Consider the following 26,898-nt stretch of genomic DNA (forward strand, 5'->3'; position numbering starts at 1 on the left):
ATACTATATACGGGAAAAGTAAAGTGTTCTGCCTACTATTTATGGTTGCCGATTAGAATCAAAACATCGTTCCCACAAATTGCAGGGCGTAGGTGATTTCTTAGATATATCCCTGTATTTCGGCTGTATCTTCTGGCTGTTCTACCGGACGCAGATGGTTCTTCACTTTCGCGATAGGTCCGAACATAGCTTCAAAGTCGCGAATATGCTGTTCAAGCCAGTGTGATAGTTCCAGTGCGGCAAGAGGTGACATGATCACTTCTGTCTCGATGGATCTCTGTATGACCTGTGAATTCGAAGATTTCTCAAACCCTTTAGGGCTGTCATTATAGAAACCGATCCTAAAATCGTAAGGACTGTGACCACCCAATGCACCAATAGCATAGGTCTGTTTAAAGTTCTCAGGTTTAACGACCTCTATCTTCAACTTCTTTGCAACTTTCCCTTCGGGAGCGATCTTATCTTCAGTCATATTAATATATCCTTCAAAAACCATGCCTTATTTGGAAAGTAATTGTCAACATCGCTTAAAAGGGTTTGTCCTATTCGGAATAAACCCATATTATCCTTCAATGAGCTTTTTCAAATCTTTTGCAGAATGTGCGATATCTTTCTTTGAATATACTGCCGCTATCCTCTCAACAGCATCAAGGTTTCTTATAGTATCATCAAGATATCCGAGCAGATCTCCCGGATATGCAGTAATACCGTATTTATCCTCAAGCTGCCTGACTATCTGTATAGGATCATAACCATCCATCCTCATGTTGATGATCTTCTCGGAGAACAAATGCTCAGGACACCCGCAAAATGGGCTATCCTTGCATCCACACGTCAGGAAATCCGCAGCAAAGTCCAGTATCTGGTCCTGCATCTTGGTCTCAAGTTTCGAAAGGTTCTCACCCTCCATAACAATATCCATTGAAGCTCCCTGGAACACCCTTGAAGGCATATTTATCTTCAGGGCAGTTGATATCTGGGCTGCATACTTGAAATAAACAGCCTCAAAGAACTCGAGATTTGTGACTATCTCTATGGCTCTATGATCGGAAAGGACCGCATCACGTATCAAGAACGCCTTTGATATCGAAAGAAAATGTCCTGCGGCAATACTTCCGAACTTCGTAAGTGCGATGGAATCATCCTTTATCGTAATAAACTTCTTCTTTTTCAATTTAGCAAGCAATGAACTAAAGGCAAAGTCCGCCAGCATGTTCCTGTGTATGGTCTCCAGGTCCCTTTTAGATGTGGTTACAGCAGCGGTTGCCAGGATCTCCTCTATCTGTTCTTCTTCACCATACTTCACATCCGTATGTTCCATCTCGCCATTCAACAGCCTGATGGCAACTTCCTCTTCAGTACCGGTCTGCTCACTGGTATAATGCTTTTGAGGGGTGGCAAGCAAGACAACAATACCCCTGTCATGGAAGTCAGGCCTTCCCGCACGGCCAAGCATCTGAAGGAACTCCTGCATGTTCAGCCATTCTATACCCATGGCGAGGGATTCAAAGATGACCTGTGAGGCCGGGAAATCCACTCCTGCTGCAAGGGCTGCTGTAGTTACCACGACCGGTATGTCTCCCTTCTCGAACCGCCTTTCGATCTTCTTTCTCTCCTCCATTGAAAGACCTGCATGGTATGGGGATGCGGGTATCGATATTGCCTGTGCGATACTGTGACAGTTCCGGCGTGAATTTGTGAATATGATCGTCTGTCCCCGGTGTCCCTTCGAAGAGACCTTGGCATACTCGTCCTTGGCAAGCTTTGTCATCAGTCTGATCTTGCTGCTCTCCGGGCAGAAAAGCAGATGTCTTTCAATGGGTACCGGCCTGTATTCATATTCCACAAGCTCGGTATTGAGTCTTTTTGCGAGCAACTTTGGTTTTGCCACAGTTGCTGAAAGGTAAATGAACTGTGCACCTGATGCAACGTATTTGAGCCTCCCGATAACTCCATCCAGACGGTGACCACGCTCAGAGTCTTCTATCATATGCACTTCATCGATGACCACAGTACCGATCTGTCCCAGAAGATCGGCATCCCCTGTACGAAGTATAACGTCAAGACCTTCATATGTACCCACTATAATGTCGGCATCAAGTCCCCTTTTCATCTTTTTTGTCTTCGATGTCCTTATCTTCGAACTTCCTACTCTTATCGAGGTATTGAGCCCTATCCCTGAATAACGTTTGTTGAACTGATCATATTTCTGGTTCGCCAGTGCCACAAGAGGGACAAGATAGAGCATCTTTCCGTGTCCATGCAAGATGTTCTCAATACCCGCGATTTCTCCAATAAGGGTCTTTCCGGTAGCAGTAACTGATGTAACAAGCTGATTCCTTCTCTCCAGCAATCCCTTTTCGATGGATAGTGATTGTACCGGCAGGAATGTATCGGATTTTTGAAGCAGTATATCTTTAAGCTTTTTTGAGAGCGGGACATCCTTTATCTTTATCTTATTGGCATGTGTCTGTTGCTCTATCGTATCGAACCGTGTATATTCAAGGTCAAGTTCTTCCGGGCTCAGCATGCCTATGGTACGGTCAAGGTCACGCGTGGTGAGCATGATCTGCAGGATGCGATCTGCAGCCTCATCACCAATATAACGATGTGCATTACGAAGTGCCATCTCAAGCTCTTCCTTTGCACAATCCTCGCAAATTAGTTCGTGATGATATTTGATCGACTTCTTATTAATGAAATTGAACTGTTTCTTTAGCAGGCAGAACCTGCACACATGCACATCTTCCGATTCCAGGTGGAAATCATCCAGAAGTTCCCGGACTGCAGCTTCGCTCCTCTTTTCACTCTCAATATCGATAAGAATGCGCTCTGAGATCCTGAGAAGCTCAATGAACTCCTCTGGTTGTCTTAACTCCTCTTTATCATCTTTGACCACGCGAAATTTATGCGGACGTGGGCCTGCAGGGGATGTGCGAAGGATGAGCTCTCCGGTCAGGAGTGGCACTCTTTTACGGTCCTTGATGGCCATTACTATGACCTTTGCTTTCTCAGCTTTTAGGAATGTCCACAAAGTCATTTTCTGATTTCAAAGAGGTGCACTCACATATAAATCATGTTTGTCCAAACCTTTTTTAGATTTGATGTATGCACACGTAGGTATTCGTGTTCACACTCTTTATATGCGTGTATACACTTACTCAATAATTGTATTGGATTGTACTGAGTAATGACGTTATGGGGGGTAGAACATGTCAGGTAGTCTTTCTATGGGTGTAGAAGTAATACTTACTCCGAAGTCGTCGGAGATGCAAAATATGGCAGTACAAGAATGCTCTACTTCAGAAGAGATTCCCAACCGCCGGAAACTTGACTTCTGTGCCGTCCCAAAGTCGAAAGTTCTTACTCGTGATCAAGTGCCTGAACCTCAGACTCCGGTCTATAAGGGTCCTATCATTTCACCTACTGGTATCTACGTTCTGGACCGAAGCCTTGGCGGTGGTTTGCCACTTAGTTCCATGATATATTTTTCGGCAGATCCCAGATCAATGGCAGAGGTCTTCCTTTACGAATTTACTCAATCACGCAAGACATACTATTTTACCACAGGGCGCAGACCTAAATATATCATGAGGGATATAATAAATCAGAATCTTGATCCATCTCACATCGTATTTGTCGATATCTACAGTGAATATTATTTTACTCCACTGGGTGATATGATCGATAATGTGGGCAATGAGTATGTCGACTCCAAGATCCTCGAGTTCACGGAATATAATCTGCACAACATCCAGAACGATGCTGTCGATGAAGATATCAACATTATCTTTGACAATTTCTCATTCTTCATGAATCTCAATGTGAATCCCGGTCTGTTGAAGAGGTTTACCAACATAATCTACGAAACCTCTAAAGAGACCAATAGCATGGTCTATCTTTATTCATTGAAAGGATGCTACGATGAGCATATTGAAAATGAGGTGCTTAACGCTTCTGATGTCATCTTCGATGTAAGCGTTGACCACAGCTGTGATCATGTAATAAGCAAGCTCGCAATTCCCAAGATACGCGGAATGGTGCCTAATTCGGACGTTCTCAAGTTCAAAGTTTCAGAAGGTGTGCAGATCGATACTTCAAAGGATATTGCATGATGAACGACAGCATGGGGCAATATTTCACTTTGTTTTCCCTTTTTCCTTAAAGAGTTCAACTGCTTTCATGGAATGTTAGCTGCTTTTTCACCGAACTTCATTGTTATTTGAAAATACATTTTCCCAATGATCTGCTATTTTTTCGGATTTTCTTTATGCTGATATTATTTAGTTACTTTTTATCTGGCAAGAAGGCCATGTTTATACGTTAACAGATCCAAAAAGGTAATACGGGGAGTTCAATGAGAACAATTCTTTTATGTGGTTTGCAGGGAAGTGGGAAAACTACCTTAATAGGCAAGATCTGAACATATCTTGGTGAAATAAGCAAGAAACTGGCAATAATAATTATAGGTGAAGGCGATACAAAGCTTGATGATAGTTCCCTCCCCTTTGAGGGAATCTCTATACAAGAATTATTTGTTGAATGTGTGCCTTGCAGTTTGCGGTTTGCTGTCGAAAAGACACTAAAGGTGATGGCTGATAAGTCTGTCCCTGAATTTGTGTTCATAGAGCTTGAAGGTCCTGCCTTTCCAGCTCAGATAAAAGAAAGCCTTGAATACATGCCTTTTGAGGATCTGTCCTTCCTGCTTGTATACCTTTTAGATGCAGGCACTTTTAGCAGTGAAATTGCCAAATTGCCAAATTTCATCATTAAACAGATCAGGGAATCGGATATTATCGGTATAAACAAGATCGATTCTACAGATATGGCTAAGGTATCTTCAATAAGATATATGCTTGAAGCTATCAATCCGGATGTTAGCATATTTGAATTTTCAGCTAGGGATCACGATGAAGGGTTTGGAAAGTTCATCGAAACGCTAGTAGGCAATTAATTGATGACCTTGTTGATCTTTTGGATCGGGGAACTGGGTAGCAAGCATCAGGGTATGTTCAGCTATCGTAGGTTATATTTTTTGCATAATTCCCCTGAGATTACCTCTGTACTTGCCTTAAAGGCGTGCACCGTGGGTCGCATCTTTGCAGCCACAATCCCTTTCCATGGGAAGGTTGTCAATGGCATCGAACAGTATTTCCAGCAGAATATCCTGTTTTGTGCAAAGTTCTTCCACAACTTCATCTGCAGTTATCTTGTTATCGTTTATTCCACAAGCTTGGTTAGTGATGGTACAAATAGACGCATAACAAAGTTCCAATTCCCTTGCCAACACAACTTCCGGTAATCCTGTCATCCCCACGATGTCGCCGAAAGTGCTCATCATCGCTATTTCTGCACGGGTCTCGAAACGTGGTCCTTCGGTGCATACATAGGTGCCTCTGGTGTAGCTGAGACCTTTTTTATCAAGGGAATCCATCAGGCATTTGCTTATGATGTGGCAATATGGCTCCGTCATGTCCACATGAACGGTTTCCTTGTCATAGAATGTGGATATGCGGCTTTTGGTAAGGTCGATAAAATCATCAGTTATTACAAAGCTTCCTATTGGATGGCCTTTCATGGTGCCTACTGAATTAGTTGCTATTATCCTTTTCACACCAAGTTCGCGGATGGCCCATATGATGGCGCGGTAATTGATCATGTGTGGAGGTACATGTTCGGCTGCACCGGAATGTCTGGGTATCATTGCGATACTCTTCCCATTGTTATGGGTGATGTACACTCCTATATCTCCATAGGGTGTGGCTATGATCTTTGTATCTCCATCTGTAAAAGAAGAGGACCCGACGCCACCAAGTATTGCTACATCTATGCTCATGGTTGGTAGTTTGTCGTTTTAGTTCTTATTTTTATCCTTTTTACCTTTTTTGACCTTACGTTGTGTGTCCGAAAAGGATTCTTTTAGGGAGGTCTTAATACCTGCAAGGGCAATTATTATCGCTCCCACTACTGAATATATGAAATATTGGAGGCTAAGGTCGGGTACATCCGATGCACCGGGTAATGCACTGACTGATAGTATGTAGGTACTCGCACCCCAGAAAAGCAATCCCATTGCCGTAATGAATAGTGATGGTGATACATCCTTTATTGAAAAATGATCATTTATTTTCAGGTCGACCATTTTTCCTATGTTGGCAAAAAGTATGGCTATCACATACCACCAGACCGTAACATTGATGAATACGGTAAATAACGTGATAAGTCCATAATACCAGCCACCACCTGCGGTAAAGTACTTCCACAACGTGACTGCTCCTATCATTGTGGCTATTACTGCAAGGATTATGGCAATTGTATTTGTCACAAATGTCATTTGCCCTTCGTAGTAGGACCCCTTCATCCTTTCTCTTAAAAGAGCGAAAGGCTGGTCAAGATTGAATCCGCGGTAAAGCATGTAAGCGCCTATGGCTGCTGAAATACCGATTATGGCACCTTCGGGATAGTTTGCCAGAAGGAATATTGCATATATCAATGCTGTAAGTCCAATTGGTACGAAGAACGTTTGTGATATCTTCGGGTCATTGAATGCGTTCTTGAGGATGTAGTATGTACTTTCAAGATTTGCACTCTGCTGGACTACTATTCGTTTTACGGAGTCTATCTTGACGCGTGATTGGACGATAGGTATAAGAGTTTCATCCTCTGCACCATCGGAAATAAAGATCGCGTTAGTGATATCATTCTCTTCCAGGAACGCATCAAGCTGGACAACTATCTTCTGATCTGATATTACCCCTACGTTCTTGTCCCCTGCAAAGGTCACAATTTCCGCATCAATACCCTTTGAATGTAGCTCATTGAGGACATTGATACCTCCGAATATCGTATTTGAATCGGAGTCTTCAGGATCGACAGTAGCAAGTTCCACTGCAGCCTTGATATTATCTTCACGCCCTTTGATGGGGCTGGAGACATTTGCCTTTTCTCCCAGGTCATTATCCCTGTCGATACAGATCACTAAAGTTCGCATAAAACCTCTTTAGAATTTAACAATATTCGTTATTTTATTTATAATGTAATGAAGGACTATATTTTCGATTGAATATTACAATTGAAACAATATAAAATATACTGTATTATTGTAATTGAGATCAATATTTATGGGTGGTGTATGGAAATAATTTCATCTCGACTCTGTCTGAAATAGTTTTTCCTCCCATGGCGTAGGTCCGAACCAACTTTTCGTATATTCTCTCAAAATACTAATTGATGAACAAAAAAAGAACAAAAAAAGAACAAAGAAAGAAAAAAAGAGGGAATGGGAGGAAGAATTAAAAGTTCAGAGGACGCCGAGCAACTTCTTCGCCCAGCCAAGCTTCTTATGCTTCATCTCAGTTACGTTCTCATCGTCAAAATCGAAACCTGCAAGGGTTATGCTGGCCGCATTGAACTCGCCTGCGAGGAAAACGCATCTGTCACCATCGGTGAAGCCACCGAAGTTGTATATGTTGCCAAAGGGTGCTGCCTGTGTGGTGCCGATGATGTTGTTGAACCTTGGGGCATACTTCAATATCTGTTCAATATTATCGCCGTGGGCGTGTATGACTGCAATTGCCCCTTCCTGATTTGCCTGTATCTCTTTTTCCACATCACCGTCAAGGTCTGTCACTATAACGGCCGGGATAATGCCTCTGTCAACAAGGGTTGCAGTGGCACCATCGGCTGCGATGACAACGTGGTCTTCGATCTTGACCTGGTCGAGCTCCTGTGCCAGTGTGGGTGCATTCCCACAGACAAGCACATCCTTTCCGGAAATGAGCTCTTCAAGTACATTGGTACTTGCGGTGTTAGGTCCTATCAGAAGATGGGAAAGGATGGTTGCAGCATTCTCATCTTCTTCCCTCAAGAACCCGAAGTCCTCGAGGATCGCTTCATAGACTGGCTCCCACTTTTTAAAATCCATTTTCACACCTTTGTTTTATTCTTCCTTTGAGATCGCAATGGTCATCGGGATGCCTTCAACATTCCATTCCTTCGCGAGCTCTCCTGTGGTCTCGACATCCAGGCCGATCACAAGCACGTTTGCACGTACCTCTTTCGCGATGTAGTTCTCAAAGTCGAGAACAAGGTCGAGTACTCTTTCATCGCTGATCTGTATGTGACCTCTGATACTGTCATCGACATCAAGGTCAAGCTCCTTACGCATGTCCTGTATTCTGCGAATGACCTCTCTTGAATATCCTTCTGACTCTATCTCATGGGTAAGCTTTGCATCAACGAACACTACTCCGCCATTGAATTCAGCACTTCCCACATTTTCCGGAACTGTTTCGCTGAAGTTGACCATTTTCTCGGTGATGGTCACATTTGTACCGTCTGCAAGAGATATCTCCATCTCTCCGCCGACAAGTCCTTTCTTCAGGTCATAAGCATCCATTGCGCCGATAGCGGCACTGATCTTACCTGCATCTCCTTTGAAGACCGGTCCGATAGCTCCGGGGTTAGGTGCGGATTTCACTCCAAGCTCGTTCCAGCTTTCTCCTACCTTGGTAGTCTCGATATCCTTGGCATTTGTCTGGTCCATAAGAACATAGCGCAGTCCTTCGACAGCTGCGATCGTGTTCTCATCGGTCGGGCTGACAACTATGCGTGATACCGGCCATCTGAGTTTACGTCCTACTTTCTGGCGAGCGTTGGAAGAAGCCTCGACGATAGAGCGTGCGACCTTCATCTGTGCTTCAAGGCTGGCGTCAACAAGTGCTTCATTGACAACTGGCCAATCGCAGAGATGGATGGTCACAGGTGCATTCTCGTCAACGTTCCTGACAAGGTTCTGGTACATTTCTTCCGCAAGGTGTGGCATGAATGGTGCGATCAACTTTGCAGTGGTCACGAACACATCGTAGAGCACCCTGTAGACTGCCAGTTTGTCGGGGTTGTCTGCTTCGACCCATGTCCTTGGTCTGATGAGCTGGATATACCATCTCGAAAGGTCCTCGAGCACGAATTCATTGATGGAACGCATTGCCTTGTGCAGCAATCTCGCATCCATTGCCGTATTGACCTCAGCGATCACTGTCTGCATGCGTGAAAGGATCCATTTGTCCTCGCTTCTCAAATAAGCTTCAACGGATTCGTATGAAACCTTCTGAGGGTCGAAATCATCAAGTGCCATGTATGGGAGCGGGAATCTGTATACATTCCACAAGATGTTGTTCGTCCTGTGCACTGTTGCCAGCTCGTCCCAGTTGAACTTCAGGTCTTCCCAGGGTGCACTGGCTGATAGTACATATGATCTGAGGGTGTCGGCACCGAACTTATCGATGACCTCGGCAGGCTGTATGACATTGCCTATGCTCTTTGACATCTTCTTTCCGCTGCCGTCAAGAGTGAAACCGTGCATTAGCACATTCTTGTATGGTGCTTTTCCGAATGCCACCATACTGGCTCCAAGCTGTGAATAGAACCATCCACGTGTCTGGTCATGTCCTTCTGTGATAAAGTCAGCAGGCCACCATTCATCGAATTTTTCCTTTGAATGTGGGAACCTCAATGTTGCCCAGGATGCCACTGCAGAATCGAACCATACATCGAAGACATCTTCGACACGTTTCATGGTTCCGCCACACTCACATGGTATTGTCACTTTGTCAACATAAGGTCTGTGCAGCTCGATATCCGGGTCTGCTCCGGAGCGTTCGATAAGTTCTTCCCGGGTTCCGATAACTGTAAGGCTGTTACAACTTGAACATTTCCAGACAGGGATCGGGATACCCCAATAACGCTGTCTTGAGATACACCAGTCGCGTGCACCCTCTATCCAGTCCTTGAACCTTGCAGAACCTGCCCATTCGGGTGTCCAGTTGACCTTCTTGATCTCTTCGAGCATATCTTCCTTTAGCTCGCCTATCTTCAGGAACCACTGTTCGGTTGCAAGGTAGATGATAGCTGTTTTACATCTCCAGCAATGACCATACCTGTGGCTAATCATTCTCTCGGCCATGAGAAGTCCTCTCTCCAGCAGGTCATCCATAACAACGCGATTTGCGTCACGGATGTTCATTCCGCAATATTTTCCTGCTTCACTGGTGTAGCTACCATTAGGGCCTACGGGACAGAAGATCGGGAGTTCGTTCTTTACGCCAACTTCAAAATCGTCAACACCGTGTCCAGGCGCAATGTGGACACAACCTGTGCTATCTGCTGTAACGTAATCTGCATTGCATATCCTGTGTTCTATCTCTGCCTGTAAAGGCACAAGGTCTGCAAGTGGATGCTCGTAAACTGTGCCCTCTAGGTCCTTGCCTGACATCGTACTGAGTACCTCATAATTTGCATATCTGCCTATTCTGAGCACGTTCTCAACAAGCTCTGATGCTATTATCAATGTCTCAGTTGAGTCATCGTCTTTGACAGCCTTCACTTTTGAATACTCGAATTCCGGATGGACTGCCACAGCAATGTTGGAGGGGATGGTCCAGGGGGTCGTTGTCCAGATGACGACAAAAGTGTTCTCTTCGTCCTTTAGTTTGAACTTGATATAAGTTGAAGGGTCTTCGCGGTCCTCATACTCGACCTCCGCGTCAGCAATTGCGGTTTCGCATCTTGGGCACCAGTTGACAACTCTCTTTCCAGTGTCAAGCAGGTTCTTTTCCTGTGCTTGTTTAAGTGTCCACCATGCAGCTTCGATGTACTCATCCTTGAGCGTCATGTAAGGGTCTTCCCAGTCAAGCCAGACACCAAGGGTTTGGAACTGTTCGGTCATATCGTCCTTCTGGCGAAGTGCGAACTCCTTACATTTCTCAATGAAATTGCCGACGCCATATGTCTCGATGTCCTTCTTTGATTCAAAACCAAGGGCACCTTCTACCTTTACCTCGATGGGTAATCCGTGCATGTCCCAGCCTGCCCTGTCAAGGATGTCATGGTCGTTCATTGACATGTAACGCAGGATACTGTCCTTGATTATCTTGTTCCAGGCAGTACCAAGGTGGATGTGACCTGTGGTGTATGGTGGTCCGTCCACGAAATAAAATTTCTTAGCGCCTTTCCTGTGTTCACGTACTGATCTGTAGGCGTTGTTCGCCTCCCAAAATCCATGAACCTTTGTTTCGATCTCTTTGGCATTGTACTGGTCAGTAACTTCTTTGATCATGATGGTGCCCTCCTGGATATGTCCAGTTCCTTGGCTATGTATAGGTATCATCCTAATGCGGTAACAGATTTAAATATTATTGTTAAATAGGCGTATGTTATAAAAAATGTAATATGCATGGAAACAGGGGTAAAGATGTCCCCTTAAATGCTTATATCGTTCCTGGCTCTTCAAAAAAGAACTTCTCTTCCCCAAATGCAGGCTCAAGGTCGGTAAGCCATGAGGCTGTCGGGGAATATTTTGCAAAGAACGGTTTACGTACCCATCCGCAATCACGGCCTTGCAGGAATTCAAGCACAAAGACCTTTTCACCGTTTATTTCCTGTGTGCCAAGGACATTTATCTTCCCGGGGTCAGTGGACATGCTTGGTCCGCGTACGGTTCTTGCGAGTCCGCTTACTTTCTGGTATGCTTCCTGGAAGATCTCCCATGCTTTTGCCACAGGAGTGTCGAAATAGTGGTTTGCACCTGTGTCCCTTACCATGAACATGTAGTAAGGGATACATCCAAGCCGTACCTGTTCTCTCCACATCTGTTCCCAGATGATAGGATCATCATTTATATGGGCTATCAGGGGGGATTGGGTTCGTATCTGTGCTCCGGTTGCACGTATGTTCTTTATGGCTTCCTTGACTGTATCTGTTGTAAGCTCTACCGGGTGGTTGAAATGTCCCATGATGGCCATGTGCTTGTTGTGGTCGGTAACATTGGAGAACAGGGACAGTATGTCTTCGCTATCCTTGTCCGAAACAAAGCGTTGTGGCCAGTAACTTAATGATTTTGTCCCTATCCTGATGTTCTCGATCGTGCGAATATCTGCTTCCAGGATGGGTTCGATATATCTTTTCAGGAGATTTGCGCTCATTGTCATAGGATCTCCTCCTGTGAAAAGCACATCTTTGACCTCGGGATGTTCCTGTAGATATGATACTAACGTCTCTATCTCCCGGCTGGCGAACTTCAGGTCTTTCATGCCGGTGAATTGTGCCCACCTGAAGCAGAATGTACAGAATGTATGGCAGGTCTGTCCCTGTGTGGGGAAGAAAAGGACGGTTTCGTTATACTTGTGTTGCATTCCCTCAAGGACCTTGCCGTTAAGTTCGGGAACGTTCTTATCAAGCTGCCCTGCAGGATGTGGGTTCAGGGTCAAACGTATCTTATGTATTGCCTGTTGGACCTCTTCTTCCGATGCACCGGTGTGTAAAAGGTGCTTCATCTCCTCATAGTGAGGAGGCAATAGCATGTCCTTGTTAGGAAAAGTAAGTCTGAACATTGGGTCATTGGGTACATTGTCCCAATTAATAAGCTCATCGATGACGTAATTATTAACGCGGAACGGAAATATCCTTGCAGCGATCTCGATATCCTCTTGCTGCTCCTGAGTAAAATTCTGTATCTGTGGGATCTCTTTATAATTTGAAAGGGTGTATGCGCGGAAATCTCGTTTTGTAGCACCAGTTATGCCGATACCTCCCGTTTTTTTTTTTAGAAAAGCTGCCTTATGCCAGCGGTTTCAATTTATCCTTGAAACGATTTGTGATTTAGACAAATTACACTACAGATAATATATAGTTGTTAAATTCTGAACTCTCCTATTACGATTGATTATATAATAATTTCCCTTTTTTTATGCCACTGGTTCTACTTTTTGCCAGTATCTCCAAAACAATTCTGATGGTTGGCAGGGGGTATTGCTATCTTTCTGTTTATTTTCGAATACTGCTCCATTATTTTTTGCAATTTCCTGTTCGAAATGTTTAAAACAATACGGGGCTATAATGCATGGTTAAAATCATGTTTTATTATCAAAGGTGATAAGTTGAAAGTAAAGTCCAGGGTTCAACTAAGGAAATCTGCAAAGAACAAATTGTTTAAAAGTCTTCGATCTACTTTCGGGGATGTTATTGATAGTATTTCAGAATGCAAGCTTGAGAGTGCTATGGCTGATGATTTTAAGATTATCATCGTTGATGGCAAGGTGCTTTTCTTCCAGATGGGTGAGGTATCTTTCCCTACTGTAAGGGGTGTGCTGGAATTGGGACTTGATTGCAATGTCGTTACTGTTGATGCGGGTGCTGTGAAGTTTGTTGTGAATGGTGCTGATATAATGTGTCCGGGAATCGTTAAAGTTGATGATGGGCTGAATGAGGGCGACCTTGTTATTATCGTTGAAGAAACACATGGTAAGCCTCTTGCTATCGGACGTGCCCTTGTGCCGGCGACTGAGATGGTGGACAGGTCAGGTAAGGCTATTAAGTCTATACATTATGTCGGGGATGAACTTTGGAACCTTGAGGCATGATATTTCAGGATGAATGGGAAGCTATCATTAAAATATGATGAACATCCATATTAAACCCTATAACATTGATGCGAAGCCAGAAAATCAAAATAGCTAATGGCTTAAATATTAAAAGAATTATTAAAGATATATTCTAAATCCATTCAATCGAATCTTAGGACAAAGGTGCTGACTATGGCAAATTTCATGGATAAAATATTTGGAAGTGGAGTAAAGGGTGCGACAGATGCTGATGAATATACTGAGCTCGACCTTGGTAAATTTGAACAGGAAATGGCAGATGAACCTGCAGAGACCTATATCAGGGTGGCAGAACTTACGAACCTTAATGAACTTCCTGACTTGAAGAAAGAGATCTATAATGGCAATATCCTTATGATCGATATCTCTAATATCAAGGCTGATAAACTCATGCTTGACAGGGCACTTAAGGATCTGAAAGATGTTGTTATCGATGTGCATGGGGACATTGCAGGTATTAAGGATGATCAGGTACTTGTCACTCCGACAGGTGTCAGAATAGACAGATCCAAGATAGTTGGTGGAAGGTATTGAGCGCAGAAGATAGTTCCGGGGCAGAGTCCCCGAGATCATTTGAGACCAGAACTTCCTGTCCTCTCTGCCAGGAAGACCTTATCATTAAGTGGCAGGGGGATGAAATTCCCTATTTCGGGGAAGTTATGTACATTTCCACTTCCTGTTGTAACTGTGGGTTCAGGTTCACGGATACAATGATACTTGCTCAGAAAGAGCCTATGCGTTTTGAGCTCAAGGTAGAAGGACTTGAGGATCTCAATGCAAGGGTCATACGTTCGACCTCAGGCACCATAAGGATCCCTGAACTCGGGATCGATGTTGAGCCCGGTTCTGTTTCTGATTCATATGTTACCAATATTGAGGGCATTCTTCAAAGGGTACAGTCGGTTGTCGTGACCGCTACTGGCTGGGTTAAAGATGATGCCGATGCGTATGCACGTGGACTGGAACTACAGGATCAGCTTGAACAAGCTATTGCTGGCGATTTTCCTCTGACCGTCATTATAGAAGATCCTCTTGGTAACAGTGCTATAATCTCTGAGAAAGTTGTATCCAGAAAGCTCTCAGCCGAAGAAGCGGGCGATCTTCATAGCGGTATGGTTGTCTTTGATGTTGATACCTCCCAGATGGAAGTCGATTCTTCTGATAAGATACAGCCGATTGGAAATAACTATAAATGATGCCTGTATTTAGCTCAAAAATTCGAATTTAATCGTTTCGATCTTATTGGTGACATTATGGCTGAACAAGAAAAAGAGGCAACGCTTCCTTCAAAAGAGAATTTCAGTGAATGGTATAATGATATGCTCCAGATCGCAGAGATCATGGATGTACGTTATCCTGTGAAAGGTTCATATGTTTGGTATCCTTTCGGTTTTTCCATTCGCAGGAATGTTTATGATATTATCCGTGGATTGCTTGATAAAGATCACCAGGAAACACTGTTCCCTCTTTTGATACCTGAAAATGAGTTCATGAAAGAGGCAGAACATATCAAAGGGTTTGAAGAAGAAGTGTACTGGGTTCTCAATGGCGGTACAACTCCTCTTGATGTGAAACTTGCGCTTCGTCCAACCAGTGAGACCGCTATTTATCCTATGTATCGTCTCTGGGTACGTTCACATGCGGACCTTCCATTGAAGCTTTATCAGATCGTCAATACCTTCAGGTATGAGACAAAGCACACTAGGCCGCTTATCCGTCTCCGGGAGATAACTTCTTTTAAGGAAGCGCATACTGTTCATGCAACCTGGGATGAGGCTGCTTCTCAGGTGGATGAAGCTATCAGGCTCTATATCGAGTTCTACAGAAGGCTTGCTATTCCTGTGCTCCCTTCAAAGCGTCCTAGCTGGGATAAGTTCCCTGGGGCTGATTATACTATTGCAGTAGATTCGTTGATGCCTGATGGGAAAACGCTTCAGGTAGGAACTGCACATCACTTGGGTGATAATTTCGCAAAGACCTTCGATATCAAGTATGAGGATATTGATGGTGAACAGGTCTATGCTCATCAGACATGTTACGGCGTTTCTGAAAGGTGCATTGCCACTCTGCTTTCGACCCATGGTGATGATAAGGGTCTGGTGCTTCCTCCAGAGATCGCTCCGACACAGGTTGTTATCATACCTATCATTTTCAAAGAGCCGGAAGCTGTGCTCAATGCATGTAATGATGTGAAGGCTGAGCTTGAGGCTGCAGGTGTTCGGGTCACTATCGATGATAGTGATAAACGTCCGGGTTCCAAGTATTATAAGTGGGAGATGAAGGGCGTTCCTTTGAGGATAGAGATAGGTCCGAGGGACCTGAAGAACGAGGCTGCAATGCTCGCCAGACGTGATACTGGCGAGAAGGAACAGGTGCCTCTGGCTTCTATCAAGGATGAGGTTCTCTCAAGGTTCGAGATTATTCAGGTAGCTCTTTTGGAAAAGGCGACCGCTGAGTTGAACGAGCGCATCTTCGATTGTTCCACTGTGGATGATGTTAAGGAAAGGGTGCAGGATGGAATTGCTCTTGTCCCGTGGTGTGGTGAGGAAAAGTGTGGTCTCGATCTGGATGAACAGGCCGGTGCAGGCATACTTGGAATTCCTACTGATATGGATGAGGATGGTACTTACAAGTGTCCTATCTGTAGCAAAGAAACTCGTACAAGGGTTTACGTGGCAAGGACTTATTGATACTGACGGGGTGATTTGATATGGGATCTCTGATAGCTAACGATAAAAGACCGGAAAAGCCGTTATTCATTTGTGTATTGGGAAATACGGAAACTGCATATATCGAGAAGTTGTCTGCGGCAGGAAAGACTGCTAAGCTTACGGATTATACTCCGACAGGCGACGCGGAGCTTGTGGAGACTGGTGGTATCATCAGTACTCCTGTGATCCCGATGACGCCTCCCTATAATACTCCCACCCCCGGGCTTATTACACGTGCATCATTACAGCTTTCAGGTGTTCCCCATTTGTTTGTGAACTCTGGTCTGAAGATACCTCCTAAGGTTCCTTTTGAGGACCTTGGTGCAAGGTATGGGGAAGATATCCGGAACGATGTTGCGGTGCATGATGTTGAAGGCATCATCAAGGCTGCACTTTCTGTTGGCGAGAAGGTTCGCGATGATCACGATATGTTCGTAATAGGGGAGAGTACTCCTGCTGGTACGACCACTGCCATGGGCGTTCTCGATGCTCTCGGGTATGATAGTAATGTGAGTAGCAGCTCTTCCGAGAATCCTGTGGGGCTTAAGAGAAGGGTCGTGAAAGAGGCAATGGATGCATCGGGTATCATTTCTGGTGGTCTTAAGGGGGATCCTATGCGCGCAATAGCCTGTCTTGGTGATCCGATGATGCCAGCTGTGGCGGGTCTTGTTTCAGGCCTTAAAGGTAAGCGTGTCATCCTTGCAGGCGGAACTCAGATGGCCGCAGTGTATGCTTTCATGAAGCATCTGGGTACTGATCTTAGTAATGTGTCCATTGTGACCACAAGTTATGTCGCTAATGATGAGACTGCTAATTTCAATGAGATCATTGAGGCCCTTGGTGCTGATATGTTCGCCATTGACCCTCGTTTTGGTAATTCTTCCCACAAAGGATTGAGGCAGTATGAGCTTGGTTATGTGAAGGAAGGGGTGGGTGCCGGAGGGGCACTTTATCTTGCAGGCCTTCTCGGAGTTTCTGTCGATACTATCCGTGAGGAGATCGAAAAGATCTGTCTTGAACTTGCTGACCTTATCAATGCAGAATGATCGTTTTGGGTTGAAGTGTGTGCAGTTGTTACATTCTTGAACCATTTTTGTTTTTTAAACCGATACCTATATCACTGATAAGATGTATCTTTGGATTGTAATCGCAAGGTTGCGGGGCTGTGGCCTAGCCTGGAATGGCGACGGGCTCCAGCGGATAAATGATGAACAACGGGTCTACTGAGATCTACTCGACGGAGTGGGTCGGTGAAGAGCCGTTGGAGCACTGATGTGTGTTCTTAAGAATTGACTGTCGTAAGGCAGTTGTTCGGAGAGACCCGTCGATCGAGAGTTCGAATCTCTCCAGCCCCACGTTTTTCTTTTCTTGTACTACTCTATTATAATGTCAAGTTTTTCTTTTGTCCAGGTTTAACTTTGTCAAGAGTATCAATATTGCTTTACACACGTTATCACTTCCAAGACAACGTTTTTGTGTTGCAGGTTTTATTCGATAAAATTTGGTGTGGATATCCTTCCATCCCACAGCTACAAAGATATTTCCATCTTAATCTCTTGGAATATGATCTTGAACTACCTTAATTTACTTATTTTATGTGACTTGTGTGCATTAGATGTATATAGTTGTTCAATGCAAAGGATGAACGACTTTGTATAAACTCAATTTGATAAATATGAGGGTATTATTAACGAATAGTCTAATTCTAATATTGGGCGGTAAGTGAAAAATGAACAAATTAAAGATCCTATTGGTTTCCTTGCTAATGGTTTGTTTGCTTGTCCCTGCAGCAAGTGCTGATAATCCATATGCTGAGGAAGAACGGCAAATGCTTGACCTTATTAATCAGGAGCGCGAAGAATATGGGCTTGATCCCTTTAGGTTCAATTCTCTTCTTAACAATGTGGCAAGTGAGCATAGTCAAGAGATGATAGACAAGGATTATTTCAGCCACAATTCATACGATGGTACCTCTTTCTCTACAAGGATCGGGAGCTCTGGCTATGAATCCTATAGGTGTGCTGAGAACATTGCTTTCAAGGTACCTCCAAGTGTTACAATAGCTCATGAAGGTCTTATGAATTCTCCCGGGCACAGGGCAAATATATTGAACCCCAGTTATAATGAGATCGGTATTGGCATATGGGTTGGTGAATTCACATATGATGGCAGAACATACAGTAATGCTGCAACGTACACGCAGAACTTTGGATGGGGCGAACCAGCTGCAGACCATGTAATTCCATACAATCAGTACGATAAAAATAAGGACTGTTTGATTGATTTTGGTGATGTGAGTGCGGGAATCGATGGTTATCTTAATGGGTTATCGTCTTTTGCAGAAATTAGTAAACTGATCGATTTATATCTTACGCGTGAACCCTACTTAAGAACTAGTTGAGGGTTTTAGCTCTCAACCAATCTTTTTTGTTTTTGTTCTAATTAGTTAACGCCATCATCCTTTCAATCCTGTTGGATACAAAGACTTAAATGTCATAGTGTACGTACTAATCGATGTTTCATTGTCGGGATAATGTCCCGTAGGAGTGTGGCTGAAAACTTCAGCTGAACCGTGAAACTAACATGAAACAAGGTGAATAAATTGTCAAAATCATTTTATGGATATATAAGAGATGCATGGAAGAACCCTGACGAGACTTACGTCCGTGACCTTAGATGGGAAAGGCTTCAGGTATGGAGAAAGGAAGGCTCTGTTACAAGAGTAGAACGCCCAACACGTATCGACCGTGCACGATCACTTGGTTACAAGGCCAAGCAGGGTATCGTTGTTGCTCGTGTAAAAGTACGAAGGGGTAGCATGAGAAAGTCCCGTTACATTCGTGGAAGGCGTACTCAGCACACCGGTAAGAACAAGATCACTGTCGGTAAGAGCATTCAGAGGATCTCTGAAGAGCGTGCTGCAAGAAAGTACCCTAACATGGAAGTCCTTAACTCTTACTGGGTGGGCGAAGATGGTAAGCAGAAATGGTACGAGGTAATTCTCGTTGACCCAAGCCACCCTGTCATCAAATCTGACAAGAACCTCAACTGGATCTGTGGCAAGGCTCACAGCGGTAGGGTATTCCGTGGTAAGACCAGTGCAGGTCGCAAGGGCAGAGGCATGCAGACGCGCGGTACCGGTACTGAGAAGACCAGGCCAAGTGTAAGATCAAACCTTAACAGAAGCAAAAAGTGATCCACTATATCTCTGTGCGTGTAAGCGCACATGCTACTGAGGATGAGTCCAGAGTAAGATCTGCTCTGGATCTCTTTTTATTGAATTCATTTGACAAGGGCAAGTGTACTGATACGGATAAGTACGTTGAGTCCCTGGTCTTCGAAGGGTATCATGGTAATCCTATTACCCTGTTCAGTGCAACTATCAAGCGCAAGCCCGACACAAAGGCCTTTGCCGCATTCGTCAGACCGAACATGACGCCTGAAGATGTAGAACTTCTTCGTGAGGAGATGCCTGACCGTCTTGATGATGACCAGATGTTCCATCTGAGATTCGACAAGCAGGCAGCTTTCAATGGCCAGATCAAGTTATCCTCTTCATCGGATGCGATAATTGTGAAGGTGAAGATCGAAACGTATCCAAAGGATCGGCTTAATGCCGGCAGGATCGTGGAGGAATTATTTGGCTGAACGTTCATTCTATGATCTTAGTATTCACTCTGTGCCAGATGGAAAAAATACGGTACAAGAACTGGTCTCAATGGCAAAGCATCTTGGTTTTGCCGGGATCGGTCTGAGCAATCATTCCACGGCAGAGGGACTGCTAAAATCTGATGGCATTGAAGGTTTTGATATTTTTCGTACGGTCGAGATTGTGGCTTCCAATCCATCTAAACTTCATGGTCTTGTTGGAAAATATCGCAATAACGTGGATGTTCTGGCTGTGCATGGTGGCGATGAGGGAATTAATCGTGCAGCATTGGAGAATTCGAACGTTGATGTCCTTTTACACCCGTCCACTCCAAAGGGTAGTGGCTTAAATCATGTGCTTGCAAAATCTGCGAGTGAAAATAATGTTGCTATTGCATTTGATATTGATTCGTTGATCATGTCCCGTGGCGGCAGACGTGTGCACAGTCTATCTCATTTCAGGGATTATCTGGCACTTTCAAGGAAATATGATGTTCCAATGTTGCTTACAAGCAATGCTTCGTCTATCTTTGGCCTGCGTGCACCTCGGGAGATCATTGCACTTGCAGTTCTTTTTGGAATGGAAAAGGATGAGGCCATTATGGCATTATCGGAAACTCCTTTGGGGATAGTTCAAAATAAACGACATGATAAGAACTATGTTTGTGAAGGGGTGGAGATACTTGAGCCTTCTCTTTCTGTTCAGGAGGATGAATGAAGCTGAAAGTCCTTCCTCCGACCTTGCGTCAGGATCGCAGATATTTTGCATTTGAACTTATAGGTGGCAATAGGGTCGATCGAAGTGATCTCCTTCGTGAGATATTCTCATGTGCCAGTTCGCTAGTGGGCGATAAGGGTTCAAGTGAATGCGATATAAAGTTACTTGACTTTGAGGATTCAAAAGGTATTGTACGTTGTCTTCGGGACCGTATGGATATGACCCGTGCTGTTCTTGCTTCGGTTACATCGGTGGATGGCAAGCCGGTGATAATTCATGTTCTTGGTATATCCGGGACTGTTCATGGAGCAACAACAAAGTATTTAGAAGGGTGTACTGTATATAGTCCTGAAGAAAAGACATAAACAGCCATATATATTATAATTTGGAATTACTTCAAGTGAACTAGGTGAATGTACAGAAACTCTATTCATACGTTTTTTAGAATCACAAAATAATTAGTAGGAGATAAGAGAGCATGCAAATGGCACCACAAATGGGTTATGATAGAGCAATTACTGTTTTTAGTCCCGATGGAAGGCTTTTTCAGGTAGAGTATGCGAGGGAAGCCGTTAAAAGAGGCACTACCGCTGCTGGAATTAAAGCAAAGGACGGTGTTGTCCTTATTGTTGACAAGAGGATCACAAGCAGGTTGATCGAAGCGGAATCCATCGAAAAGATATTCCAGATAGATGAGCATATCGGAGTTGCAACATCAGGTCTTGTTGCTGATGCACGTGCTCTCGTGGACAGGGCTAGAGTGGAAGCTCAGATCAACATGGCCACCTATGATGAGCCTATCGGTGTTGAGGTTCTGTCAAAGAAGATATGTGACCACAAACAGACATACACGCAATATGGTGGTGTCCGTCCTTATGGTACTGCACTTTTGATAGCAGGTGTCGATGACCTCAAACCCAGGCTGTTCGAAAGTGACCCTAGCGGTGCACTTCTTGAGTATAAGGCAACAGCTATCGGAGCAGGCAGAAATGTTTTCATGGAAACTTTCGAGGAAATGCATCGTGATGACATGACCATGGAAGAAGCAGTAATGCTTGGAATGGAAGCACTTTACAGGGCATCTGATGTAAAGATCGATCCTGCAACACTTGAAGTGGGCATGGTCACTCTTGAGGACCGCCAGTTCAGGAAATGTCCCGTTGAAGAGGTCGAGTCATACGTTGAAGCCATTCTTGCTAAACATAAGGAAGACGATGCTGACGAAACCACTGAAGAAGCAGCAGATGAGGAAAAGCAGCAGGACGAATAATGTGTTTTTGAGCATTATTGGGTAATATAGGAGGGTTTAGAGTATGGTATCTCTTGATGAATCATTGGTTGCAAGGCTAAAGAAAGGCAGCAAACATTATGAAGTGCTTGTGGATCCTGACGGGGCTCTGGAGTTCAAGAAAGGAGGCAATGTTAAAATTGAGGACGTTCTTGCAGTAGAGGCCGTTTTCGAGGATTCTGGCAGGGGAGACCATGCATCTGAATCCGATCTTACCAATGCATTCCAGACAGATGACGTTTTTGAGATCGCAGCGTATATTATCAAACACGGCGAACTTCAGCTTACCAAGGAACAGAGGAAACATATTCTTGAGGAGAAGACCAGACAGGTCATTTCCACTATTGCACAAAATGCGATAAATCCTCAGACAAGGGCACCTCACCCTCCTGGAAGGATCGAAAAAGCAATGGAAGAGGCAAAGATCCATATCGATCCTCTGAAGAGTGTGGATGAGCAGGTCAATATTGTCATGAAGGCAATAAGACCGATTATTCCTATTCGTTTTGAAGAAGTTGAGATCGCTGTCAAGATCCCTTCAGACTATGCAGCAAAATCCTATGGGGATATCGCAAAGTTCGGGACCATGCTCAGGGATAGCTGGCAGAACGATGGTTCCTGGGTTGCGGTTGTCAAGATCCCTGCAGGCATGCAGAATGACTTTTATGGTCTTGTGAACCATCTGACAAAAGGTGATGCGGAAACAAAACTTTTGTAAGAGGTTAATTAATGGATCGTAATATAGTAATTCCCGGGCAATTGCTTTCTGAGAAGAAAGAAATGGCCGGGCCAGGCACTTATGTTAAAGACGGAAATATATATTCTTTACTTTATGGAGTTGCAAATTTCAAGGGAAGGGTTTCAGTAGTACCCTTTTCTGGAAAATATATTCCTTCGCGTAAGGATTTCATTATTGTGAAAGTCATTGATGTTACTCCTTCCAACTGGATAATGGAAACAGGTTCTCCTTATGATGGTCTACTTCATGTATCCGAATTTCCGAAACGTGTTGATTCTTCTGAAATGAGGAAGTTCATGGATATTGGGGATTCTGTCGTTGTTCGTGTGAAAGATGTCAGCAAGGCTATGAAAGTAGAGCTTTCAATGCGTGAACAGGGCTCAAAGGTCCTAAGACAAGGTCGTATCATTGAAGTTATGCCTGCAAAGGTACCACGTGTCATCGGGCACGGGGGTTCAATGGTGTCTATTCTTAAGAAAGAGTCGAATTGTGATGTTTTCGTAGGAAAGAACGGCCGTATCTGGATCAATGGTAGGGATAACGATATGGATCGTCTGACAACAGCGATCGAAATGATAGAAAGTGAATCTCATATATCCGGTTTAACGGATAAGGTCGGCATTTTTTTGAGGGGTGGGCCGGAAGGGACTGAGAGTTCCGATGAAGAACAGCTAGTAGATGAGGAAGTTGCTGGTGTGTCCCTTGAAGATGATGACGTTACCGAAGAGACCAGTCGTAAGGTCGATGTCTTGCTGGAAAATGATCCTGAAGGGACTGATTAAGACCTTTTGTGTTTACAGATGGGAGAATGAGATGAAATTGGAGATTAAATATGAGTGATAAACCGGAAAAATTTATTGACGAGAATGGACTTCGTCTTGACGGTAGGCGTGTTGATGAGATCCGCCCAATGACCGTGGAAATGGGCGTACTCTCAAGAGCAGATGGCTCTTGTTATCTTGAATGGGGTAACAACAAGGTCCTTGCAGCTGTTTATGGCCCGAGGGAACTTCACCCACGCAGGCTTCAGCGTCCAAGTGAAGCACTTGTAAGGTATAGGTATAATATGGCTGCTTTCTCTGTGGAGGATCGTATCCGTCCTGGTCCAAGCAGGAGGAGTACTGAGATCTCAAAGGTAAGCGGAGAAGCATTCGAACCTGTTGTTATGAAACAGTTCTATCCAGGTGCTGTTATTGATGTGTTTGCAGAGGTCCTTCAGGCAGATGCAGGTACAAGGACAGCAGCTATAAATGCTGCTACACTTGCACTTGTGGATGCAGGTATTCCTATGAAGGGACTGGTTGCATCATGTGCTGTCGGAAAGGTGGATGGTCAGCTTGTGCTCGACCTTAACAAACCCGAAGACAATTATGGTGATGCTGACCTGCCTATTGCAATGACCGAGGATGGCGAGATCACTTTACTTCAGATGGATGGTAACCTTACTGCTGATGAGATCGCTAAGGGTATCGAAATGGCCAGGAAGGGCTGTGAGCAGATCTTTGCTATCCAGAAAGAGGCCCTTTTATCAAAGTTCGGTACTACTGACGAAGAGGAGCTCCTCAAGGAAGCTGAACTTCAGGCTGAGGTCGCAACCTCTGAAGATGAAACTGAGGACGTTGAAGTAGTTTCTGAGGTAGTTTCTGAAGTCGCACTTGAGGATGAGGACGACGAGCTTAAAGATGAAGTGGATGAGGACCTCGAACTTCAGGATGAGGGAGAGGCTTTCACGGATGATGAGGTCGAGGATACTTCTGATGAAGCTGAGGACCTGTTCGGGGAAGATGTCTCTGAGTTCGAGATAAATGAAGGTACTGAGTCCGAGGGTGACAGCTCTTCAGAACCAGAGGGCGCGGAGTCCGATGAGGATGAGGGTGAGAAAAATGAGTGAAGCTATATCAAGACTTAAAAAAGATTATTTGTTCAATCTGGCTCTCAAAGGCCAGCGTGAAGATGGTCGTGGGTTCGATGAAGTGCGTGATCTGATAGTTGAGACCAATGTCATTGATAAGGCAGAAGGCTCTGCAAAGGTCTTGCTGGGTGATACGCAGGTACTTGTCGGTGTCAAACTGCAGGTAGGCTCTCCGTTCGCGGATTCTGCAGACAAGGGCGTCATTATCACAAGTATGGAGCTTAATCCTATAGCTTCACCAAACTTCGAAGCTGGTCCACCACGAGAGAAAGCTATTGAAATGGCACGTGTGGTAGACCGCGGTATCCGTGAATCAGGCGCAATTGATTTAAACAAGTTGTGTATTACGGAAGGGGTAGAGGTCTGGATAGTTTTCATAGATGTTCATGTGCTTAACGACAGTGGTAATTTACTGGATGCTGCTTCAATCGGTGCTATTGCGGCGCTTATGACAGCAACTGTTCCAGGGGAACGCGAAGGTCGTGGAGATGACGTAAAACTGCCTATCTGCGAAATGCCGGTCTCTCTCTCCTTTGTTGACATTGGAGGGGAACTTGTCATTGATGCGACCAATAATGAGGAATCAGTTAGTGATCTAAGACTCACTATAGTGACCAATCAGGATGGTTCGATCTGTGCTATGCAGAAAAGCGGTCCAGGTACGCTCTCAGAAGAGAACTTCCTGAGGTCCGTTGAAAAATCACGTGAGATAGGAGCGCAAATCAGAGGGGAATACCTCCTCAACATCTGAATCGTCTCTGATTCAATGAAGGCTCGTAACGATTATACTCGATCATTATAAGCTCGATCATAAATAGGAATCTGCTTCAAGGAGATATTTATAATGGCAAAGAAATATACTAAGAAAGGACGTGTATCTAGGTCCGCAGGAAGATTTGGTACACGCTATGGTAGAAGAGACCGAAAGTTGGTTGCTGATCTCGAAGAGAAGATGCATGCAGCGCACAAATGTGTAAGCTGTGCACGCCTGACTGTAAAGAGAGTTGGGACTGGCATCTGGAAATGTAAAAAATGTGGATATACTTTTGCAGGCGGTACTTACATCCCAGCTACTACAGTCGGTAAGACTGTGTTGAGGACTGTTAAGAAAGCCACTGAACAGGTTGAGTAATCAATATGGACTATAAGTGTACACGATGCAAGCGGCCAGTCGAGATCGACTATGGATATACTGGTATTCGCTGTCCGTACTGCGGGCACCGTATACTTGTAAAAGAAAGGCCGCAATCATCGATCAAAAAGGTTAAGGTCGAGTAAGAAGTCATGCTAATCACTTCTTCTCGCAAACCTTCAGCCAATACTCGCACTATGTGCAAGTATTTGGCATCTTTTTTTAATTGCGAATATGTGGCCCGTGGAAAAATGGGTCTGATGGACATCGTTACTTTGTGTGAAGATGATATGTTGATGGTCATAGGTGATTATCACGGAAGTCCTGGGAGCATTATGTTCTACGATGGCGAGGGCGCTGAACTGTTATCTATCCACCTGAGCGTATTTTACCCAGACGGTTACAAATATGTTCCTCTTAAGGCGCTGGAGCCTTCAATAAATGGTGATGGCGAGCTATTCGAGTTGCTTTCCCATTATTTCGATATTCCTGAAGGGGAATGTTATTACGATTCAAAATGCCTTATTGCCAGCGATGATTATCTTGAATTCATTTATCGTGATAATATGCTTTTCAGGCTAAATATCAAAAATTATCGCAAAATGGGGATATCTGAATGAAAATGGCTTCTGAATCTGTTTTTGTAACAGAGAATGCAGAGGCTATATATCGTTGCATCTTACCTGAGCTTGGGACCATGGTCTCTGAACGTTCTATCGTGGATGTAAAGGTCAGGGATGCCTCCCTTGTGATGAATATCACTGCTGATGACATCATATCAATGCGTTCCACACTCAACACCTGGCTTCGTCTGATACAAATAGCACATGATGTATGTGCTGTCGGTAAGAATGCCATAAATGGTGTATGAGAGACCCTGCTTTTTATTTTGCTGGACCTTGGATAGAAACATTAAAATCATTTCAGGTTTATTGACTGGTCAGGTGAAACCAATATGAGTTCAGAAATACCCCCACAAGTACAGAATCAGCTTGCACAGTTGCAGCAGGTTCAGCAGCAGGCGCAGGCTCTTGCTATGCAGAAGAACCAGATGGAATCTATGAAGAAAGAGTCTGAAATGGCACTGGAAGAGCTTGAAAAGCTTTCCGATGATGCTGTTGTCTACAGGGCTGTAGGTGACCTTCAGATCCAGTCAAACAAGGATGATACCATCACAAAGCTGAAAGAAAAACTTGAGACACTTTCACTTAGGCTTCAATCCACCACACGCCAGGAAGAGCGCATCTCAAAGCGTTTTACCCAGCTTCAGGAACAACTTAAGCAGGCAATGGGTACTCAGGGACAGTGATC

29 protein-coding genes and 1 tRNA gene are annotated in these 26,898 nt (G+C 44.3%); 23 read left to right on the forward strand and 7 right to left on the reverse strand.

Going from position 1 to position 26,898, the window contains the following annotated elements; all coding sequences use genetic code 11:
* Positions 1 to 100: 100 nt before the first annotated feature.
* Positions 101 to 472: a DUF3467 domain-containing protein gene (locus KDK67_RS03990; protein WP_250867540.1), complete on the reverse strand. Its 372-nt coding sequence runs from the start codon at positions 470 to 472 to the stop codon at positions 101 to 103.
* 90 nt (positions 473 to 562) lie between these two features.
* On the reverse strand, positions 563 to 3,040 hold the full coding sequence (locus KDK67_RS03995) for a DEAD/DEAH box helicase (protein WP_250867541.1): 2,478 nt from the start codon (positions 3,038 to 3,040) through the stop codon (positions 563 to 565).
* A 172-nt stretch (positions 3,041 to 3,212) separates the two neighbouring features.
* Between KDK67_RS03995 and KDK67_RS04000 the strand changes: the two genes are divergently transcribed.
* Both KDK67_RS04000 and KDK67_RS04005 read left to right on the forward strand, forming a co-directional pair.
* Positions 3,213 to 4,115, forward strand: coding sequence for an RAD55 family ATPase (locus tag KDK67_RS04000; RefSeq protein ID WP_250867542.1), 903 nt, complete (start codon positions 3,213 to 3,215; stop codon positions 4,113 to 4,115).
* A 335-nt stretch (positions 4,116 to 4,450) separates the two neighbouring features.
* Positions 4,451 to 4,954: a GTP-binding protein gene (locus KDK67_RS04005; RefSeq protein WP_276575059.1), complete on the forward strand. Its 504-nt coding sequence runs from the start codon at positions 4,451 to 4,453 to the stop codon at positions 4,952 to 4,954.
* Positions 4,955 to 5,071: 117 nt separating this feature from the next.
* On the opposite strand, the gene KDK67_RS04010 is transcribed toward KDK67_RS04005, so the two are convergent.
* The 5 genes from KDK67_RS04010 to KDK67_RS04030 all read right to left on the reverse strand — a co-directional run bounded on the left by KDK67_RS04010 (position 5,072) and on the right by KDK67_RS04030 (position 12,389).
* Positions 5,072 to 5,836, reverse strand: coding sequence for an MTAP family purine nucleoside phosphorylase (locus KDK67_RS04010; RefSeq protein WP_250867543.1), 765 nt, complete (start codon positions 5,834 to 5,836; stop codon positions 5,072 to 5,074).
* Positions 5,837 to 5,854: 18 nt separating this feature from the next.
* On the reverse strand, positions 5,855 to 6,991 hold the full coding sequence (locus KDK67_RS04015) for a DUF373 family protein (RefSeq protein ID WP_250867544.1): 1,137 nt from the start codon (positions 6,989 to 6,991) through the stop codon (positions 5,855 to 5,857).
* A gap of 309 nt (positions 6,992 to 7,300) precedes the next feature.
* The gene (locus tag KDK67_RS04020) at positions 7,301 to 7,924 is read right to left on the reverse strand and encodes a 6-hydroxymethylpterin diphosphokinase MptE-like protein (protein ID WP_250867545.1); all 624 of its coding nucleotides are present in this window, start codon (positions 7,922 to 7,924) and stop codon (positions 7,301 to 7,303) included.
* A 15-nt stretch (positions 7,925 to 7,939) separates the two neighbouring features.
* Positions 7,940 to 11,116: an isoleucine--tRNA ligase gene (gene ileS, locus KDK67_RS04025; RefSeq protein WP_250867546.1), complete on the reverse strand. Its 3,177-nt coding sequence runs from the start codon at positions 11,114 to 11,116 to the stop codon at positions 7,940 to 7,942.
* A gap of 151 nt (positions 11,117 to 11,267) precedes the next feature.
* Complete coding sequence (locus KDK67_RS04030) at positions 11,268 to 12,389, reverse strand: KamA family radical SAM protein (protein WP_250867547.1); 1,122 nt, start codon at positions 12,387 to 12,389, stop codon at positions 11,268 to 11,270.
* Positions 12,390 to 12,935: 546 nt separating this feature from the next.
* Here KDK67_RS04030 and KDK67_RS04035 point away from each other — a divergent pair.
* The 21 genes from KDK67_RS04035 to KDK67_RS04135 all read left to right on the forward strand — a co-directional run bounded on the left by KDK67_RS04035 (position 12,936) and on the right by KDK67_RS04135 (position 26,896).
* Complete coding sequence (locus KDK67_RS04035) at positions 12,936 to 13,418, forward strand: RNA-binding protein (RefSeq protein WP_250867548.1); 483 nt, start codon at positions 12,936 to 12,938, stop codon at positions 13,416 to 13,418.
* 174 nt (positions 13,419 to 13,592) lie between these two features.
* The gene (locus tag KDK67_RS04040) at positions 13,593 to 13,973 is read left to right on the forward strand and encodes a cell division protein SepF (RefSeq protein ID WP_172368164.1); all 381 of its coding nucleotides are present in this window, start codon (positions 13,593 to 13,595) and stop codon (positions 13,971 to 13,973) included.
* Positions 13,970 to 14,635: a ZPR1 zinc finger domain-containing protein gene (locus KDK67_RS04045; RefSeq protein WP_250867549.1), complete on the forward strand. Its 666-nt coding sequence runs from the start codon at positions 13,970 to 13,972 to the stop codon at positions 14,633 to 14,635. The genes KDK67_RS04040 and KDK67_RS04045 overlap by 4 nt, the downstream gene beginning before the upstream one ends.
* A 57-nt stretch (positions 14,636 to 14,692) precedes the next feature.
* Positions 14,693 to 16,129 (forward strand): proline--tRNA ligase, encoded by a 1,437-nt coding sequence (gene proS / locus KDK67_RS04050; protein ID WP_250867550.1) that lies wholly within the window; start codon positions 14,693 to 14,695, stop codon positions 16,127 to 16,129.
* A 20-nt stretch (positions 16,130 to 16,149) separates the two neighbouring features.
* Entirely contained in the window at positions 16,150 to 17,196 is a 1,047-nt protein-coding gene (cobT, locus tag KDK67_RS04055) for a nicotinate mononucleotide-dependent phosphoribosyltransferase CobT (RefSeq protein WP_250867551.1), read from the forward strand.
* A gap of 113 nt (positions 17,197 to 17,309) precedes the next feature.
* A tRNA-Trp gene (locus KDK67_RS04060) sits at positions 17,310 to 17,505 on the forward strand.
* 374 nt (positions 17,506 to 17,879) lie between these two features.
* Positions 17,880 to 18,551 carry a CAP domain-containing protein gene (locus KDK67_RS04065; RefSeq protein ID WP_250867552.1) on the forward strand — a complete coding sequence of 224 codons (672 nt, stop codon included), beginning with the start codon at positions 17,880 to 17,882 and terminating at the stop codon, positions 18,549 to 18,551.
* 201 nt (positions 18,552 to 18,752) lie between these two features.
* Positions 18,753 to 19,346 (forward strand): 50S ribosomal protein L15e, encoded by a 594-nt coding sequence (locus KDK67_RS04070; RefSeq protein ID WP_011498364.1) that lies wholly within the window; start codon positions 18,753 to 18,755, stop codon positions 19,344 to 19,346.
* Entirely contained in the window at positions 19,343 to 19,798 is a 456-nt protein-coding gene (locus tag KDK67_RS04075; protein ID WP_250867553.1) for an RNA-binding protein, read from the forward strand. Before KDK67_RS04070 ends, KDK67_RS04075 begins: the two co-directional genes overlap by 4 nt.
* Complete coding sequence (rnp3, locus tag KDK67_RS04080) at positions 19,791 to 20,516, forward strand: ribonuclease P protein component 3 (RefSeq protein ID WP_250867554.1); 726 nt, start codon at positions 19,791 to 19,793, stop codon at positions 20,514 to 20,516. The genes KDK67_RS04075 and rnp3 overlap by 8 nt, the downstream gene beginning before the upstream one ends.
* Positions 20,513 to 20,881 (forward strand): Rpp14/Pop5 family protein, encoded by a 369-nt coding sequence (locus KDK67_RS04085; RefSeq protein ID WP_250867555.1) that lies wholly within the window; start codon positions 20,513 to 20,515, stop codon positions 20,879 to 20,881. Before rnp3 ends, KDK67_RS04085 begins: the two co-directional genes overlap by 4 nt.
* A gap of 113 nt (positions 20,882 to 20,994) precedes the next feature.
* On the forward strand, positions 20,995 to 21,786 hold the full coding sequence (gene psmA, locus KDK67_RS04090; protein WP_250867556.1) for an archaeal proteasome endopeptidase complex subunit alpha: 792 nt from the start codon (positions 20,995 to 20,997) through the stop codon (positions 21,784 to 21,786).
* Positions 21,787 to 21,829: 43 nt separating this feature from the next.
* Positions 21,830 to 22,522: a ribosome assembly factor SBDS gene (locus KDK67_RS04095; RefSeq protein ID WP_250867557.1), complete on the forward strand. Its 693-nt coding sequence runs from the start codon at positions 21,830 to 21,832 to the stop codon at positions 22,520 to 22,522.
* An 11-nt stretch (positions 22,523 to 22,533) separates the two neighbouring features.
* The gene (gene rrp4 / locus KDK67_RS04100) at positions 22,534 to 23,325 is read left to right on the forward strand and encodes an exosome complex RNA-binding protein Rrp4 (RefSeq protein WP_250867558.1); all 792 of its coding nucleotides are present in this window, start codon (positions 22,534 to 22,536) and stop codon (positions 23,323 to 23,325) included.
* A 50-nt stretch (positions 23,326 to 23,375) separates the two neighbouring features.
* Positions 23,376 to 24,434 (forward strand): exosome complex exonuclease Rrp41, encoded by a 1,059-nt coding sequence (gene rrp41 / locus KDK67_RS04105; RefSeq protein WP_250867559.1) that lies wholly within the window; start codon positions 23,376 to 23,378, stop codon positions 24,432 to 24,434.
* A complete protein-coding gene (gene rrp42, locus KDK67_RS04110; protein WP_250867560.1) occupies positions 24,418 to 25,206 on the forward strand; it encodes an exosome complex protein Rrp42 in 789 nt (262 codons plus the stop codon). Before rrp41 ends, rrp42 begins: the two co-directional genes overlap by 17 nt.
* A gap of 93 nt (positions 25,207 to 25,299) precedes the next feature.
* A complete protein-coding gene (locus KDK67_RS04115; protein WP_250867561.1) occupies positions 25,300 to 25,587 on the forward strand; it encodes a 50S ribosomal protein L37ae in 288 nt (95 codons plus the stop codon).
* Positions 25,588 to 25,592: 5 nt separating this feature from the next.
* The gene (locus KDK67_RS04120) at positions 25,593 to 25,733 is read left to right on the forward strand and encodes a DNA-directed RNA polymerase subunit P (protein WP_011498374.1); all 141 of its coding nucleotides are present in this window, start codon (positions 25,593 to 25,595) and stop codon (positions 25,731 to 25,733) included.
* 6 nt (positions 25,734 to 25,739) lie between these two features.
* Entirely contained in the window at positions 25,740 to 26,207 is a 468-nt protein-coding gene (locus KDK67_RS04125) for an rRNA maturation protein (protein WP_276575057.1), read from the forward strand.
* A complete protein-coding gene (locus KDK67_RS04130) occupies positions 26,204 to 26,458 on the forward strand; it encodes a KEOPS complex subunit Pcc1 (protein ID WP_250867562.1) in 255 nt (84 codons plus the stop codon). Before KDK67_RS04125 ends, KDK67_RS04130 begins: the two co-directional genes overlap by 4 nt.
* An 84-nt stretch (positions 26,459 to 26,542) precedes the next feature.
* Complete coding sequence (locus KDK67_RS04135) at positions 26,543 to 26,896, forward strand: prefoldin subunit beta (protein ID WP_250867563.1); 354 nt, start codon at positions 26,543 to 26,545, stop codon at positions 26,894 to 26,896.
* Positions 26,897 to 26,898 lie beyond the last annotated feature (2 nt).

It is taken from the genome of Methanococcoides seepicolus, assembly GCF_023684405.1.
GTDB lineage: Archaea > Halobacteriota > Methanosarcinia > Methanosarcinales > Methanosarcinaceae > Methanococcoides > Methanococcoides seepicolus.